Origin of the sequence: Staphylococcus sp. SM3655, from assembly GCF_016917315.1 — a bacterium.
GTDB lineage: Bacteria > Bacillota > Bacilli > Staphylococcales > Staphylococcaceae > Staphylococcus > Staphylococcus aureus.
Genome location: NZ_CP070305.1, coordinates 2010138 through 2028121 on the forward strand (window position 1 = coordinate 2010138; position 17984 = coordinate 2028121).

The window sequence follows — 17984 nt, forward strand, 5'->3', positions numbered from 1 at the left end:
AACTTTATTTAAAAGACAATGAAATAATAAATGGCAAGGCTATTAATAAAGACTTTTAGTAATTAATTTAAAAAAGAGGTATTCAAATTAACGGGTTTTCCGATTAGTTACAATTATTTAATTCTCAAAAGATTTAGAATTGATTATCAAATTACTGTAAGCCCTTTGCTGTATATGCTACAATTCTTATTGATGGAGGGTAAATGTATTGAATCATATTCAAGATGCGTTTTTAAATACATTGAAAGTTGAACGGAATTTTTCGGAACACACATTGAAATCATATCAAGATGACTTAATTCAGTTTAATCAATTTTTAGAACAAGAACATTTAGAGTTGAATACTTTTGAATACAGAGATGCTAGAAATTATTTGAGCTATTTATATTCAAATCATTTGAAAAGAACATCTGTTTCTCGTAAAATCTCAACGTTAAGAACTTTCTATGAATATTGGATGACGCTTGATGAGAACATTATTAATCCATTTGTTCAATTAGTACATCCGAAAAAAGAAAAATATCTTCCGCAATTCTTTTACGAAGAAGAAATGGAAGCGTTATTCAAAACTGTAGAAGAGGACACTTCAAAAAATTTACGGGATCGAGTTATTCTTGAATTGTTGTATGCTACAGGCATCCGTGTTTCGGAATTAGTAAATATTAAAAAACAAGATATAGATTTTTACGCGAATGGTGTTACCGTATTAGGAAAAGGGAGCAAAGAGCGCTTTGTACCGTTTGGTGCTTATTGTAGACAAAGCATCGAAAATTATTTAGAACATTTCAAACCAATTCAGTCATGCAATCATGATTTTCTTATTGTAAATATGAAGGGTGAAGCAATCACTGAACGCGGTGTACGATATGTTTTAAATGATATTGTTAAACGAACAGCAGGCGTAAGTGAGATTCATCCCCACAAGCTCAGACATACATTTGCAACGCATTTATTGAATCAAGGTGCAGACCTAAGAACAGTACAATCGTTATTAGGTCATGTTAATTTGTCAACAACTGGTAAATATACACACGTATCTAACCAACAATTAAGAAAAGTGTATCTAAATGCACATCCTCGAGCGAAAAAGGAGAATGAAACATGAGTAATACAACATTACATGCAACAACAATTTATGCTGTAAGACATAATGGGAAAGCAGCTATGGCTGGAGATGGGCAAGTAACGCTTGGTCAACAAGTCATCATGAAACAAACGGCAAGAAAAGTGCGACGTTTATATGAAGGTAAAGTGTTAGCTGGTTTCGCAGGTAGTGTAGCAGATGCGTTTACGTTATTTGAAAAATTCGAAACAAAATTACAACAGTTTAGTGGTAACTTAGAAAGAGCTGCTGTTGAATTGGCACAAGAATGGCGAGGCGATAAACAATTACGTCAATTAGAAGCTATGCTAATTGTAATGGATAAAGATGCTATTTTAGTTGTCAGTGGAACTGGCGAAGTTATTGCCCCAGATGATGACCTTATCGCTATTGGATCAGGAGGCAACTACGCATTAAGCGCAGGACGTGCATTGAAACGCCATGCATCGCATTTGTCTGCTGAAGAAATGGCATATGAGAGCTTGAAAGTAGCGGCTGATATTTGTGTCTTTACCAACGATAATATTGTTGTTGAAACACTATAATAATCAGAGCACGATAAATAATTACGAGCAATTAATTTTAGTTAAAAGACGGAGGAATGAAATTAATGGATACAGCTGGAATAAGATTAACTCCAAAAGAAATCGTATCTAAATTAAATGAATACATCGTTGGACAAAATGATGCTAAACGTAAAGTGGCAATTGCCTTACGTAATCGATACAGAAGAAGTTTATTAGATGAGGAATCAAAGCAAGAAATTTCACCTAAAAATATTTTGATGATTGGACCAACTGGCGTTGGTAAAACTGAAATTGCAAGAAGAATGGCCAAAGTTGTCGGCGCGCCATTTATAAAAGTAGAAGCTACTAAATTTACTGAGGTAGGTTATGTAGGACGAGATGTTGAAAGTATGGTTAGAGATCTTGTTGATGTTTCAGTAAGATTAGTCAAGGCACAGAAAAAATCATTGGTACAAGATGAAGCAACAGCTAAGGCCAATGAAAAACTTGTTAAGTTATTAGTTCCAAGTATGAAAAAGAAAGCGTCTCAAACGAATAATCCTTTAGAGTCACTTTTCGGAGGTGCAATTCCAAATTTCGGACAAAATAACGAAGATGAAGAAGAACCACCTACTGAGGAAATTAAAACAAAACGTTCTGAAATTAAGAGACAGCTAGAAGAAGGCAAACTTGAAAAAGAAAAGGTAAGAATTAAAGTCGAACAAGATCCTGGTGCTTTAGGTATGCTAGGTACAAATCAAAATCAGCAAATGCAAGAGATGATGAATCAATTAATGCCTAAAAAGAAAGTTGAGCGAGAAGTTGCTGTTGAGACGGCAAGGAAAATCTTAGCTGATAGTTATGCGGATGAACTAATTGATCAAGAAAGCGCTAACCAAGAAGCGCTTGAATTAGCAGAACAAATGGGTATCATCTTTATAGATGAAATCGACAAAGTTGCGACGAATAATCATAATAGTGGTCAAGATGTCTCAAGACAAGGTGTTCAAAGAGATATTTTACCTATACTTGAAGGTAGCGTTATTCAAACCAAATATGGTACTGTGAATACTGAACATATGCTGTTTATAGGTGCTGGAGCTTTCCATGTATCTAAGCCGAGTGACTTGATACCAGAATTGCAAGGTCGTTTTCCGATTAGAGTTGAACTTGATAGTTTATCGGTAGAAGATTTTGTAAGAATTTTGACAGAACCAAAATTGTCATTAATTAAACAATATGAAGCATTGCTTCAAACAGAAGAAGTTACTGTAAACTTTACCGATGAAGCAATTACTCGCTTAGCTGAGATTGCTTATCAAGTAAATCAAGATACAGACAACATTGGTGCACGTCGACTTCATACAATTTTAGAAAAGATGCTAGAAGATTTATCATTCGAAGCACCAAGTATGCCGAATGCAGTTGTAGATATTACCCCACAATATGTTGATGATAAATTAAAATCAATTTCAACAAATAAAGATTTAAGTGCATTTATTCTATAAAAATATACAAAAGGAGAAAAATTCATGAGCTTATTATCTAAAACGAGAGAGTTAAACACGTTACTTCAAAAACACAAAGGTATTGCGGTTGATTTTAAAGATGTAGCACAAACGATTAGTAGCGTAACTGTAACAAATGTATTTATTGTATCGCGTCGAGGTAAAATTTTAGGATCGAGTCTAAATGAATTATTAAAAAGTCAAAGAATTATTCAAATGTTGGAAGAAAGACATATTCCAAGTGAATATACAGAACGATTAATGGAAGTTAAACAAACAGAATCAAATATTGATATCGACAATGTATTAACAGTATTCCCACCTGAAAACAGAGAATTATTCATAGATAGTCGTACAACTATCTTCCCAATTTTAGGTGGAGGGGAAAGATTAGTTACATTAGTACTTGGTCGAGTACATGATGATTTTAATGAAAATGATTTGGTACTAGGTGAATATGCTGCTACAGTTATTGGTATGGAAATCTTACGTGAGAAGCATAGTGAAGTAGAAAAAGAAGCGCGCGATAAAGCTGCTATTACAATGGCAATTAATTCATTATCTTATTCTGAAAAAGAAGCGATTGAACATATCTTTGAAGAACTTGGCGGTACGGAAGGCCTATTAATCGCATCAAAAGTTGCAGATAGAGTTGGTATTACTAGATCTGTAATTGTAAATGCACTACGTAAATTAGAAAGTGCTGGTGTAATTGAATCACGTTCTTTAGGAATGAAAGGTACTTTCATTAAAGTTAAAAAAGAAAAATTCTTAGATGAATTAGAAAAAAGTAAATAAGTCGATGAGTCTGGGACATAATTCAATGTCCTAGTCGTGACGATGTTATCTTGGCGGTAGTCAACGAAATGACTTTGATGATTATGTTGAAGTCATTTCTTTATTTTTGTCTAATTTTCAATCAAATTGATATTTCACATTAACTTGATAGAATTACCTTTAAATTTATGAAAAAATGCTTGAAAAACATTTGCTTTAGACACGGCATTATGTTATATTTATTTTCGGCTATAAAGCCAATACACACATATCAAACGTGATTGTGTAAAGGGTGCAATATTTGTATATTGTCTTTACAATAGTTTGCTATGGAGGTAATTAACCAATAGGAGGAATTTATAATGGCAGTAATTTCAATGAAACAATTACTAGAAGCGGGTGTTCACTTCGGTCACCAAACACGTCGTTGGAACCCAAAAATGAAAAAATATATCTTCACTGAGAGAAATGGTATTTATATCATCGACTTACAAAAAACAGTGAAAAAAGTAGACGAGGCATACAACTTCTTGAAACAAGTTTCAGAAGATGGTGGACAAGTCTTATTCGTAGGAACTAAAAAACAAGCACAAGAATCAGTTAAATCTGAAGCAGAACGTGCTGGTCAATTCTACATTAACCAAAGATGGTTAGGTGGATTATTAACTAACTATAAAACGATCTCAAAACGAATCAAACGTATTTCTGAAATTGAAAAAATGGAAGAAGATGGTTTATTCGAAGTATTACCTAAAAAAGAAGTAGTAGAACTTAAAAAAGAATACGACCGTTTAATCAAATTCTTAGGCGGAATTCGTGATATGAAATCAATGCCTCAAGCATTATTCGTAGTTGACCCACGTAAAGAGCGTAATGCAATTGCTGAAGCTCGTAAATTAAATATTCCTATCGTAGGTATCGTTGACACTAACTGTGATCCTGACGAAATTGACTACGTTATCCCAGCAAACGACGATGCTATCCGTGCGGTTAAATTATTAACTGCTAAAATGGCAGATGCAATCTTAGAAGGTCAACAAGGCGTTTCTAATGAAGAAGTAGCTGCAGAACAAAACATCGATTTAGATGAAAAAGAAAAATCAGAAGAAACAGAAGCAACTGAAGAATAATCAACTGTTGAATCTGACTTAGATATAGTTTAAATGGGTGATAAGATATTAATGCTTATCACCTTTTTTAAAAAGAAAATCGAGGCAAATTACAAATATTCAATTAGAGTATTGGCAATCTTGCCTATAATAATGCTAAAATCATAATATATAAAATGATAACTTATTGGAGGAATAATGAATGGCAACTATTTCAGCAAAACTTGTTAAAGAATTACGTGAAAAAACTGGCGCGGGTATGATGGATTGTAAAAAAGCGCTAACTGAAACTGATGGTGACATCGATAAAGCGATTGACTACCTACGTGAAAAAGGTATTGCTAAAGCAGCTAAAAAAGCAGACCGTATTGCGGCTGAAGGTTTAGTACATGTAGAAACTAAAGGTAACGACGCAGTTATCGTTGAAATCAACTCTGAAACAGACTTTGTTGCTCGTAACGAAGGTTTCCAAGAGTTAGTTAAAGAAATCGCTAATCAAGTATTAGATACAAAAGCTGAAACTGTTGAAGCTTTAATGGAAACAACTTTACCAAATGGTAAATCAGTTGATGAAAGAATTAAAGAAGCAATTTCAACAATCGGTGAAAAATTAAGTGTTCGTCGTTTTGCTATCAGAACTAAAACTGATAACGATGCTTTCGGCGCTTACTTACACATGGGTGGACGCATTGGTGTATTAACAGTTGTTGAAGGTTCAACTGACGAAGAAGCAGCAAGAGACGTTGCTATGCATATCGCTGCAATCAACCCTAAATATGTTTCTTCTGAACAAGTTAGCGAAGAAGAAATCAACCACGAAAGAGAAGTTTTAAAACAACAAGCATTAAATGAAGGTAAACCAGAAAACATCGTTGAAAAAATGGTGGAAGGACGTTTACGTAAATACTTACAAGAAATTTGTGCTGTAGATCAAGACTTCGTTAAAAACCCTGATGTAACAGTTGAAGCTTTCTTAAAAACAAAAGGTGGAAAACTTGTTGACTTCGTACGCTATGAAGTAGGCGAAGGTATGGAAAAACGCGAAGAAAACTTTGCGGATGAAGTTAAAGGACAAATGAAATAATCTGTCATAAAGTAAAACAAGGAAGAAGACACCTTTAATGTTGCTTTATTAAAATGTAAATCATTCTAATAAAACGACAACTGTGTCTTCTTTACTTGTATATGTTACATATATTCACGATAGAGAGGATAAGAAAATGGCTCAAATTTCTAAATATAAACGTGTAGTTTTGAAACTAAGTGGTGAAGCGTTAGCTGGAGAAAAAGGATTTGGCATAAATCCAGTAATTATTAAAAGTGTTGCTGAGCAAGTGGCTGAAGTTGCTAAAATGGACTGTGAAATCGCAGTAATCGTTGGTGGCGGAAACATTTGGAGAGGTAAAACAGGTAGTGACTTAGGTATGGACCGTGGAACTGCTGATTACATGGGTATGCTTGCAACTGTAATGAATGCCTTAGCATTACAAGATAGTTTAGAACAATTGGATTGTGATACACGAGTATTAACATCTATTGAAATGAAGCAAGTGGCTGAACCTTATATTCGTCGTCGTGCAATTAGACACTTAGAAAAGAAACGCGTAGTTATTTTTGCTGCAGGTATTGGAAACCCATACTTCTCTACAGATACTACAGCGGCATTACGTGCTGCAGAAGTTGAAGCAGATGTTATTTTAATGGGCAAAAATAATGTAGATGGTGTATATTCTGCAGATCCTAAAGTAAACAAAGATGCGGTAAAATATGAACATTTAACGCATATTCAAATGCTTCAAGAAGGTTTACAAGTAATGGATTCAACAGCATCCTCATTCTGTATGGATAATAACATTCCGTTAACTGTTTTCTCTATTATGGAAGAAGGAAATATTAAACGTGCTGTTATGGGTGAAAAGATAGGTACGTTAATTACAAAATAAATTTAGAGGTGTAAAATAATGAGTGACATTATTAATGAAACTAAATCAAGAATGCAAAAATCAATCGAAAGCTTATCACGTGAATTAGCTAACATCAGTGCAGGAAGAGCTAATTCAAATTTATTAAACGGCGTAACAGTTGATTACTATGGTGCACCAACACCTGTACAACAATTAGCAAGCATCAATGTTCCAGAAGCACGTTTACTTGTTATTTCTCCATACGACAAAACTTCTGTAGCTGACATCGAAAAAGCGATAATAGCAGCTAACTTAGGTGTTAACCCAACAAGTGATGGTGAAGTGATACGTATTGCTGTACCTGCCTTAACAGAAGAACGTAGAAAAGAGCGCGTTAAAGATGTTAAGAAAATTGGTGAAGAAGCTAAAGTATCTGTTCGAAATATTCGTCGTGATATGAATGATCAGTTGAAAAAAGATGAAAAAAATGGCGACATTACTGAAGATGAGTTGAGAAGTGGTACTGAAGATGTTCAGAAAGCAACAGACAATTCAATAAAAGAAATTGATCAAATGATTGCTGATAAAGAAAAAGATATTATGTCAGTATAAAACTAATATACAATGACATATTAAAATGCCAGTATTAAACGATAATGTAACATTTAAAATGGGCATGTTTAATTAAATCAAAGATGCATGTGATAATTTAAATTCACAATGAGCATAAAAATGGTGTTTAAACAAGTTAATTAAACATATACTTTATAAATAATAGGCATTAGGTATATTGCTATAATAAAGTTATGTAATTTTTAACCTCAGTATGTATGTCACATTTCTGGTGTAAACTGTACCGAGTCAGACTTTGGTACAGTTTTTTTATTTGCTTATTCAATGCATTAAATGAGTATGATAAAATGATAATGATTGTTTAGTAACTTATACTATATGACAGAGATGATCAGGCTCGGAGGAAAGACCATGTTTAAAAAGCTAATAAATAAAAAGAACACTATAAATAATTATAATGAAGAATTAGACTCGTCTAATATACCTGAACATATCGCTATTATTATGGATGGTAATGGGCGATGGGCTAAGAAGCGAAAAATGCCTAGAATTAAAGGTCATTACGAAGGTATGCAAACAATAAAAAAAATTACTAGGGTAGCTAGTGATATTGGTGTTAAGTACTTAACTTTATACGCCTTTTCCACTGAAAATTGGTCAAGACCTGAAAGTGAAGTAAATTATATTATGAATTTGCCTGTCAATTTCTTAAAGACATTCTTACCGGAACTAATTGAAAAAAATGTCAAAGTTGAAACAATTGGATTTACTGATAAGTTGCCAAAATCAACGATAGAAGCAATTAATAATGCTAAAGAAAAGACAGCTAATAATACCGGCTTAAAATTAATATTTGCAATTAATTATGGTGGCAGAGCAGAACTTGTTCATAGTATTAAAAATATGTTTGACGAGCTTCATCAACAAGGTTTAAATAGTGATATCATAGATGAAACATATATAAACAATCATTTAATGACAAAAGACTATCCTGATCCAGAGTTGTTAATTCGTACTTCAGGAGAACAAAGAATAAGTAATTTCTTGATTTGGCAAGTTTCGTATAGTGAATTTATCTTTAATCAAAAATTATGGCCTGACTTTGACGAAGATGAATTAATTAAATGTATAAAAATTTATCAGTCACGTCAAAGACGCTTTGGCGGATTGAGTGAGGAGTAGTATAGTATGAAAGTTAGAACGCTGACAGCTATTATTGCCTTAATCGTATTCTTGCCTATCTTGTTAAAAGGCGGCCTTGTGTTAATGATATTTGCTAATATATTAGCATTGATTGCATTAAAAGAATTGTTGAATATGAATATGATTAAATTTGTTTCAGTTCCTGGTTTAATTAGTGCAGTTGGTCTTATCATCATTATGTTGCCACAACATGCAGGGCCATGGGTACAAGTAATTCAATTAAAAAGTTTAATTGCAATGAGCTTTATTGTATTAAGTTATACTGTCTTATCTAAAAACAGATTTAGTTTTATGGATGCTGCATTTTGCTTAATGTCTGTGGCTTATGTAGGCATTGGTTTTATGTTCTTTTATGAAACGAGATCAGAAGGATTACATTACATATTATATGCCTTTTTAATTGTTTGGCTTACAGATACAGGGGCTTACTTGTTTGGTAAAATGATGGGTAAACATAAGCTTTGGCCAGTAATAAGTCCGAATAAGACAATCGAAGGATTCATAGGTGGCTTGTTCTGTAGTTTGATAGTGCCTCTTGCAATGTTATATTTTGTAGATTTCAATATGAATGTATGGATATTACTTGGAGTGACATTGATTTTAAGTTTATTTGGTCAATTAGGTGATTTAGTGGAATCAGGATTTAAGCGTCATTTCGGCGTTAAAGACTCAGGTCGTATACTACCTGGACACGGTGGTATTTTAGACCGATTTGACAGCTTTATGTTTGTGTTACCATTATTAAATATTTTATTAATACAATCTTAATGCTGAGAAAAAATCAATAAACGTAAAGAGGAGTTGCTGAGATAATTTAATGAATCTCAGAACTCCTTTTGAAAATTAGACGTTATATTTTGTGATTTGTCAGTATCATATTATAATGACTTATGTTACGTATACAGCAATCAATTTTAAAATAAAAGAAATTTATAAACAATCGAGGTGTAGCGAGTGAGCTATTTAGTTACAATAATTGCATTTATTATTGTTTTTGGTGTACTAGTAACTGTTCATGAATATGGCCATATGTTTTTTGCGAAAAGAGCAGGCATTATGTGTCCAGAATTTGCGATCGGTATGGGGCCAAAAATTTTTAGTTTTAGAAAAAATGAAACACTTTACACTATTAGGTTATTGCCTGTTGGTGGATATGTTCGTATGGCAGGAGATGGCTTAGAAGAGCCACCAGTCGAGCCCGGTATGAACGTTAAAATTAAACTGAATGAAGAAAATGAAATAACACATATCATATTAGATGATCATCATAAGTTTCAACAAATTGAAGCGATCGAAGTTAAAAAATGTGATTTTAAGGATGACTTATTCATAGAAGGTATCACTGCTTATGATAATGAAAGACATCATTTTAAAATTGCTAGAAAGTCTTTCTTTGTTGAAAATGGTAGCTTAGTTCAAATTGCTCCGAGAGACAGACAATTTGCACATAAAAAGCCATGGCCGAAATTTTTAACATTATTTGCGGGACCGTTATTTAACTTTATATTAGCTTTAGTCCTATTTATTGGTCTTGCATATTATCAAGGCACGCCTACGTCTACTGTAGAACAAGTCGCAGATAAGTATCCAGCTCAACAAGCAGGATTACAAAAAGGTGATAAGATCGTCCAAATTGGCAAATATAAAATATCTGAATTTGATGATGTTGATAAGGCGTTAGATAAAGTTAAAGATAATAAGACGACTGTTAAATTTGAACGTGATGGTAAAACAAAGTCAGTTGAATTAACACCTAAAAAGACTGAAAGAAAACTGACTAAAGTAAGTTCAGAGACGAAGTATGTTCTCGGATTCCAACCAGCGAGTGAACGTACGCTCTTCAAACCAATTGTATATGGATTTGAAAGCTTTTTGAAAGGTAGTACACTAATTTTTACAGCTGTAGTCGGTATGTTGGCTAGTATATTTACGGGCGGATTCTCATTTGATATGTTAAATGGTCCGGTTGGTATTTATCATAACGTCGACTCAGTTGTTAAAGCGGGTATCATTAGCTTAATTGGTTACACTGCGTTATTAAGTGTAAACTTAGGTATTATGAATTTAATTCCTATTCCTGCACTAGACGGTGGTCGTATTTTATTTGTTATATATGAAGCGATTTTCAGAAAACCAGTTAATAAAAAAGCGGAAACAACGATTATTGCTATTGGTGCCATTTTCATGGTCGTTATTATGATATTAGTAACGTGGAATGATATTCGACGATATTTCTTATAATTTAGGAGGATAAATAATTATGAAGCAATCCAAAGTTTTTATACCAACGATGCGTGATGTGCCATCAGAAGCAGAAGCACAAAGTCATCGTTTATTATTGAAATCGGGTTTGATAAAACAAAGTACAAGTGGGATTTATAGTTATTTACCGCTAGCAACACGTGTGTTAAATAATATTACTGCAATTGTGCGACAAGAAATGGAACGTATCGATTCTGTTGAAATTTTAATGCCAGCGTTACAACAAGCTGAATTATGGGAAGAATCAGGACGTTGGGGTGCATATGGCCCGGAATTAATGCGTTTACAAGATAGACATGGAAGACAATTTGCATTAGGTCCAACACATGAAGAATTAGTTACATCAATAGTAAGAAATGAATTGAAATCATACAAACAATTACCGATGACATTATTCCAAATTCAATCTAAATTCCGTGATGAAAAGAGACCACGTTTTGGTTTACTTCGTGGGCGTGAATTTATTATGAAAGATGCGTATTCATTCCATGCTGACGAGGCATCATTAGATCAAACGTATCAAGATATGTATCAAGCGTATAGCCGTATTTTTGAGAGAGTTGGCATTAATGCTAGACCAGTTGTAGCAGATTCAGGTGCTATAGGCGGTAGCCATACACATGAATTTATGGCATTAAGTGCTATCGGTGAGGATACAATCGTTTACAGTAAAGAAAGTGACTATGCTGCTAATATCGAAAAAGCAGAAGTCGTTTACGAACCAAATCATAAGCATTCTACTGTGCAACCTTTAGAAAAAATTGAAACACCAAATGTTAAGACTGCACAAGAATTGGCAGACTTCTTAGGTAGACCAGTAGATGAAATCGTTAAAACGATGATTTTCAAAGTTGATGGCGAATATATTATGGTTTTAGTGCGTGGCCATCATGAAATTAATGACATTAAATTAAAATCTTATTTCGGCACAGATAATATTGAATTAGCAACACAAGACGAAATTGTTAATTTAGTTGGTGCAAATCCGGGTTCACTAGGTCCTGTTATTGATAAAGAAATCAAAATTTATGCAGATAATTTTGTGCAAGATTTAAATAATTTAGTTGTCGGTGCTAACGAAGATGGCTATCACTTAATTAATGTAAATGTAGGTAGAGACTTCAACGTTGATGAATATGGCGATTTCCGTTTTATTTTAGAAGGCGAAAAGTTAAGTGATGGTTCAGGCGTTGCACATTTTGCTGAAGGTATTGAAGTTGGTCAAGTATTCAAATTGGGTACTAAGTATTCAGAATCAATGAATGCTACATTCTTAGATAACCAAGGAAAAGCCCAACCTTTAATTATGGGTTGTTACGGTATTGGAATTTCTAGAACGCTGAGTGCGATTGTTGAACAAAATCACGATGATAATGGAATTGTTTGGCCTAAATCAGTTACTCCATTTGATTTACATTTAATTTCTATTAATCCTAAGAAAGATGATCAACGAGAACTAGCGGATGCACTATATGCTGAATTTAATACTAAATTTGATGTGTTGTACGATGATCGTCAGGAACGTGCGGGTGTCAAATTTAATGATGCCGATTTAATTGGTTTACCACTGCGAATTGTTGTTGGTAAACGTGCATCGGAAGGTATTGTAGAAGTTAAAGAACGTTTAACAGGTGATAGCGAAGAAGTTCACATTGATGACTTAATGACTGTCATTACAAATAAATATGATAACTTAAAATAATTAAGATCGAATGAATTATAAGAGTAGGAAAAAGCTGAAAGAAATCAGATGCTTATGTCCTGCTCTTATTATTTTTGATATAATGATTATTCGATGAAAAATGACTGAAGACATAGTATAATTAAAGATAAATTTGTTTTAACAATATTATGATTAGCCAAATATAAAGCATTTAATTTTCTATCATTACTATGCCTACATAATCTAAATATTGTTCGAACACGTAAAAGTAATTTCTATTTAAGGTGGTAATTGTCTTGGCAATGACAGAGCAACAAAAATTTAAAGTGCTTGCTGATCAAATTAAAATTTCAAATCAATTAGATGCTGAAATTTTAAATTCAGGTGAACTGACACGTATAGATGTTTCTAACAAAAACAGAACATGGGAATTTCATATTACATTACCACAATTCTTAGCTCATGAAGATTATTTATTATTTATAAATGCAATAGAGCAAGAGTTTAAAGATATCGCCAACGTTACATGTCGTTTTACGGTAACAAATGGCACGAATCAAGATGAACATGCAATTAAATACTTTGGGCACTGTATTGACCAAACAGCTTTATCTCCAAAAGTTAAAGGTCAATTGAAACAGAAAAAGCTTATTATGTCTGGAAAAGTATTAAAAGTAATGGTATCAAATGACATTGAACGTAATCATTTTGATAAGGCATGTAATGGAAGTCTTATCAAAGCGTTTAGAAATTGTGGTTTTGATATCGATAAAATCATATTCGAAACAAATGATAATGATCAAGAACAAAACTTAGCTTCTTTAGAAGCACATATTCAAGAAGAAGACGAACAAAGTGCACGATTGGCAACAGAGAAACTTGAAAAAATGAAAGCTGAAAAAGCGAAACAACAAGATAACAACGAAAGTGCTGTCGATAAGTGTCAAATTGGTAAGCCGATTCAAATTGAAAATATTAAACCAATTGAATCTATTATTGAGGAAGAGTTTAAAGTTGCAATAGAGGGTGTCATTTTTGATATAAACTTAAAAGAACTTAAAAGTGGTCGCCATATCGTAGAAATTAAAGTGACTGACTATACGGACTCTTTAGTTTTAAAAATGTTTACTCGTAAAAACAAAGATGATTTAGAACATTTTAAAGCGCTAAGTGTTGGTAAATGGGTTAGGGCTCAAGGTCGTATTGAAGAAGATACATTTATTAGAGATTTAGTTATGATGATGTCTGATATTGAAGAGATTAAAAAAGCGACAAAAAAAGATAAAGCTGAAGAAAAGCGTGTAGAATTCCACTTGCATACTGCAATGAGCCAAATGGATGGTATACCCAATATTGGTGCGTATGTTAAACAGGCAGCAGACTGGGGACATCCAGCCATTGCGGTTACAGACCATAATGTTGTGCAAGCATTTCCAGATGCTCACGCAGCAGCGGAAAAACATGGCATTAAAATGATATACGGTATGGAAGGTATGTTAGTTGATGATGGTGTTCCGATTGCATACAAACCACAAGATGTCGTATTAAAAGATGCTACTTATGTTGTGTTCGACGTTGAGACAACTGGTTTATCAAATCAGTATGATAAAATCATCGAGCTTGCAGCTGTGAAAGTTCATAACGGTGAAATCATCGATAAGTTTGAAAGGTTTAGTAATCCGCATGAACGATTATCGGAAACGATTATCAATTTGACGCATATTACTGATGATATGTTAGTAGATGCCCTTGAGATTGAAGAAGTACTTACAGAGTTTAAAGAATGGGTTGGCGATGCGATATTCGTAGCGCATAATGCTTCGTTTGATATGGGCTTTATCGATACGGGATATGAACGTCTTGGGTTTGGACCATCAACGAATGGTGTTATCGATACTTTAGAATTATCTCGTACGATTAATACTGAATATGGTAAACATGGTTTGAATTTCTTAGCTAAAAAATATGGCGTAGAATTAACGCAACATCACCGTGCCATTTATGATACAGAAGCAACAGCTTACATTTTCATAAAAATGGTTCAACAAATGAAAGAATTAGGCGTATTAAATCATAACGAAATCAACAAAAAACTCAGTAATGAAGATGCATATAAACGTGCAAGACCTAGTCATGTCACATTAATTGTACAAAACCAACAAGGTCTTAAAAATCTATTTAAAATTGTAAGTGCATCATTGGTGAAGTATTTCTACCGTACACCTCGAATTCCACGTTCATTGTTAGATGAATATCGTGAGGGATTATTGGTAGGTACAGCGTGTGATGAAGGTGAATTATTTACGGCAGTTATGCAGAAGGACCAGAGCCAAGTTGAAAAAATTGCCAAATATTATGATTTTATTGAAATTCAACCACCGGCACTTTATCAAGATTTAATTGATAGAGAGCTTATTAGAGATACTGAAACATTACATGAAATTTATCAACGTTTAATACATGCAGGTGACACAGCGGGTATACCTGTTATTGCGACAGGAAATGCACACTATTTGTTTGAACATGATGGTATCGCACGTAAAATTTTAATAGCATCACAACCCGGCAATCCACTTAATCGCTCAACTTTACCGGAAGCACATTTTAGAACTACAGATGAAATGTTAAACGAGTTTCATTTTTTAGGTGAAGAAAAAGCGCATGAAATTGTTGTGAAAAATACAAACGAATTAGCAGATCGAATTGAACGTGTTGTTCCTATTAAAGATGAATTATACACACCGCGTATGGAAGGTGCTAACGAAGAAATTAGAGAACTAAGTTATGCAAATGCGCGTAAACTGTATGGTGAAGACCTGCCTCAAATCGTAATTGATCGATTAGAAAAAGAATTAAAAAGTATTATCGGTAATGGATTTGCGGTAATTTACTTAATTTCGCAACGTTTAGTTAAAAAATCATTAGATGATGGATACTTAGTTGGTTCCCGTGGTTCAGTAGGTTCTAGTTTTGTAGCGACAATGACTGAGATTACTGAAGTAAACCCGTTACCGCCACACTATATTTGTCCGAACTGTAAAACGAGTGAATTTTTCAATGATGGTTCAGTAGGATCAGGATTTGATTTACCTGATAAGACGTGTGAAACTTGTGGAGCGCCACTTATTAAAGAAGGACAAGATATTCCGTTTGAAACATTTTTAGGATTTAAGGGAGATAAAGTTCCTGATATCGACTTAAACTTTAGTGGTGAATATCAACCGAATGCCCATAACTACACAAAAGTATTATTTGGTGAGGATAAAGTATTCCGTGCAGGTACAATTGGTACTGTTGCTGAAAAGACTGCTTTTGGTTATGTTAAAGGTTATTTGAATGATCAAGGCATCCACAAAAGAGGTGCTGAAATAGATCGACTCGTTAAAGGATGTACAGGTGTTAAACGTACAACTGGACAGCATCCAGGGGGTATTATTGTAGTACCTGATTACATGGATATTTATGATTTTACGCCGATACAATATCCTGCCGATGATCAAAATTCAGCATGGATGACGACACATTTTGATTTCCATTCTATTCATGATAATGTATTAAAACTTGATATACTTGGACACGATGATCCAACAATGATTCGTATGCTTCAAGATTTATCGGGCATTGATCCAAAAACGATACCTGTAGATGACAAAGAAGTCATGCAAATATTTAGTACACCTGAAAGTTTAGGTGTTACTGAAGATGAAATTTTATGTAAAACAGGTACGTTTGGGGTTCCAGAATTCGGTACAGGGTTCGTGCGTCAAATGTTAGAAGATACAAAGCCAACAACATTTTCTGAATTAGTTCAAATCTCAGGATTATCTCATGGTACAGATGTGTGGTTAGGCAATGCTCAAGAATTAATTAAAACCGGTATATGTGATTTATCAAGTGTAATTGGTTGTCGTGATGATATCATGGTTTATTTAATGTATGCTGGTTTAGAACCATCAATGGCTTTTAAAATAATGGAGTCAGTACGTAAAGGTAAAGGTTTAACTGAAGAAATGGTTGAAACGATGAAAGAAAATGAAGTGCCGGATTGGTATTTAGATTCATGTCTTAAAATTAAGTACATGTTCCCTAAAGCCCATGCAGCAGCATACGTTTTAATGGCAGTACGTATCGCATATTTCAAAGTACATCATCCACTTTATTACTATGCATCTTACTTTACAATTCGTGCGTCAGATTTTGATTTAATCACGATGATTAAAGATAAAACAAGCATTCGAAATACTGTAAAAGACATGTATTCTCGCTATATGGATCTAGGTAAAAAAGAAAAAGACGTATTAACAGTCTTGGAAATTATGAATGAAATGGCGCATCGAGGTTATCGCATGCAACCGATTAGTTTAGAAAAGAGTCAGGCGTTCGAATTTATCATTGAAGGCGATACACTTATTCCGCCGTTCATATCAGTGCCTGGGCTTGGCGAAAACGTTGCGAAACGAATTGTTGAAGCTCGTGACGATGGACCATTTTTATCAAAAGAAGATTTAAACAAAAAAGCTGGATTATCTCAGAAAATTATTGAGTATTTAGATGAGTTAGGCTCATTACCGAATTTACCAGATAAAGCTCAACTTTCGATATTCGATATGTAAAATGAAATAATCAAGGTATTTATTTAATGCGTATGGCGTAGTTAAAGAAATACAAAATTGTTGCTGGACATAAAATTATGCCTGTATTTCTTTTCAACGTCTTACGAGTCTATTCGAATGTAATGGTGAAATAAATGAACAAACTTTTACAAGAATCTCTGATTAATAGTGAAGTCATTTGTTTCAAGCATAAACTTATGCTATAATTAAGTTGCTTAAAAATTAGTGAACTCAGGCAGAAGAGTGGGAGATTCCCGCTCTTTTCTATTTGCCAAAAAGGGAGGCCTGTATGAGTAAAATTACAGAACAAGTAGAAGTGATTGTTCAACCAATTATGGAAGACTTGAATTTTGAACTTGTAGACGTTGAATATGTCAAAGAGGGTAGAGATCATTTTCTTAGAATCTCTATTGATAAAGAAGGTGGCGTAGATTTAAATGATTGTACGCTAGCTTCTGAAAAAATAAGTGAAGCTATGGATGCAAATGATCCTATTCCTGAAATGTATTATTTAGACGTAGCGTCACCTGGTGCAGAACGTCCAATTAAAAAAGAACAAGATTTCCAAAATGCAATAACTAAACCTGTATTTGTTTCTTTATATGTACCAATTGAAGGTGAAAAGGAATGGTTAGGCATTTTACAAGAAGTCAATAATGAAACAATTGTAGTACAAGTTAAAATCAAAGCAAGAACGAAAGATATAGAGATACCGAGAGACAAAATAGCAAAAGCACGTCACGCAGTTATGATTTAACGTGATG

At 33.7% G+C, this 17984-nt stretch carries 16 protein-coding genes; all 16 read left to right on the forward strand.

The features are described from left to right. The first annotated feature begins 208 nt into the window (after nucleotides 1-208). The 16 genes from xerC (at nucleotide 209) to rimP (ending at nucleotide 17977) form a co-directional block, all read left to right on the forward strand. On the forward strand, nucleotides 209-1105 hold the full coding sequence (gene xerC, locus JQN76_RS09875; protein WP_001015597.1) for a tyrosine recombinase XerC: 897 nt from the start codon (nucleotides 209-211) through the stop codon (nucleotides 1103-1105). Then, a complete protein-coding gene (hslV, locus tag JQN76_RS09880; protein WP_000072681.1) occupies nucleotides 1102-1647 on the forward strand; it encodes an ATP-dependent protease subunit HslV in 546 nt (181 codons plus the stop codon). Before xerC ends, hslV begins: the two co-directional genes overlap by 4 nt. Nucleotides 1648-1712: 65 nt before the next feature. Then, complete coding sequence (gene hslU / locus JQN76_RS09885; protein ID WP_000379054.1) at nucleotides 1713-3116, forward strand: ATP-dependent protease ATPase subunit HslU; 1404 nt, start codon at nucleotides 1713-1715, stop codon at nucleotides 3114-3116. A gap of 24 nt (nucleotides 3117-3140) precedes the next feature. Next, on the forward strand, nucleotides 3141-3914 hold the full coding sequence (gene codY, locus JQN76_RS09890; protein WP_001836894.1) for a GTP-sensing pleiotropic transcriptional regulator CodY: 774 nt from the start codon (nucleotides 3141-3143) through the stop codon (nucleotides 3912-3914). Between the two features lie 50 nt (nucleotides 3915-3964). Then, on the forward strand, nucleotides 3965-4057 hold the full coding sequence (locus tag JQN76_RS09895) for a hypothetical protein (protein ID WP_001790530.1): 93 nt from the start codon (nucleotides 3965-3967) through the stop codon (nucleotides 4055-4057). Between the two features lie 198 nt (nucleotides 4058-4255). Then, nucleotides 4256-5023 carry a 30S ribosomal protein S2 gene (gene rpsB, locus JQN76_RS09900; protein ID WP_000268484.1) on the forward strand — a complete coding sequence of 256 codons (768 nt, stop codon included), beginning with the start codon at nucleotides 4256-4258 and terminating at the stop codon, nucleotides 5021-5023. A gap of 33 nt (nucleotides 5024-5056) precedes the next feature. After that, the gene (locus JQN76_RS09905; protein ID WP_001789890.1) at nucleotides 5057-5170 is read left to right on the forward strand and encodes a hypothetical protein; all 114 of its coding nucleotides are present in this window, start codon (nucleotides 5057-5059) and stop codon (nucleotides 5168-5170) included. Between the two features lie 34 nt (nucleotides 5171-5204). Next, entirely contained in the window at nucleotides 5205-6086 is an 882-nt protein-coding gene (gene tsf, locus JQN76_RS09910; protein WP_000201387.1) for a translation elongation factor Ts, read from the forward strand. 136 nt (nucleotides 6087-6222) lie between these two features. Then, nucleotides 6223-6945: a UMP kinase gene (gene pyrH / locus JQN76_RS09915; protein ID WP_000057330.1), complete on the forward strand. Its 723-nt coding sequence runs from the start codon at nucleotides 6223-6225 to the stop codon at nucleotides 6943-6945. 18 nt (nucleotides 6946-6963) lie between these two features. Next, the gene (frr, locus tag JQN76_RS09920; RefSeq protein WP_001280006.1) at nucleotides 6964-7518 is read left to right on the forward strand and encodes a ribosome recycling factor; all 555 of its coding nucleotides are present in this window, start codon (nucleotides 6964-6966) and stop codon (nucleotides 7516-7518) included. Between the two features lie 372 nt (nucleotides 7519-7890). Further along, nucleotides 7891-8661, forward strand: coding sequence for an undecaprenyl pyrophosphate synthase (locus JQN76_RS09925; protein WP_000473705.1), 771 nt, complete (start codon nucleotides 7891-7893; stop codon nucleotides 8659-8661). A 6-nt stretch (nucleotides 8662-8667) separates the two neighbouring features. Next, nucleotides 8668-9450, forward strand: coding sequence for a phosphatidate cytidylyltransferase (locus tag JQN76_RS09930; RefSeq protein WP_000868413.1), 783 nt, complete (start codon nucleotides 8668-8670; stop codon nucleotides 9448-9450). A gap of 186 nt (nucleotides 9451-9636) precedes the next feature. After that, a complete protein-coding gene (gene rseP, locus JQN76_RS09935; protein ID WP_000121122.1) occupies nucleotides 9637-10923 on the forward strand; it encodes an RIP metalloprotease RseP in 1287 nt (428 codons plus the stop codon). A gap of 19 nt (nucleotides 10924-10942) precedes the next feature. Then, the gene (locus JQN76_RS09940) at nucleotides 10943-12646 is read left to right on the forward strand and encodes a proline--tRNA ligase (protein ID WP_000814094.1); all 1704 of its coding nucleotides are present in this window, start codon (nucleotides 10943-10945) and stop codon (nucleotides 12644-12646) included. A gap of 263 nt (nucleotides 12647-12909) precedes the next feature. After that, nucleotides 12910-17220 carry a PolC-type DNA polymerase III gene (locus JQN76_RS09945; protein WP_205397787.1) on the forward strand — a complete coding sequence of 1437 codons (4311 nt, stop codon included), beginning with the start codon at nucleotides 12910-12912 and terminating at the stop codon, nucleotides 17218-17220. 289 nt (nucleotides 17221-17509) lie between these two features. Beyond that, entirely contained in the window at nucleotides 17510-17977 is a 468-nt protein-coding gene (rimP, locus tag JQN76_RS09950; RefSeq protein WP_000036633.1) for a ribosome maturation factor RimP, read from the forward strand. The last annotated feature ends 7 nt before the right edge of the window (nucleotides 17978-17984 follow it).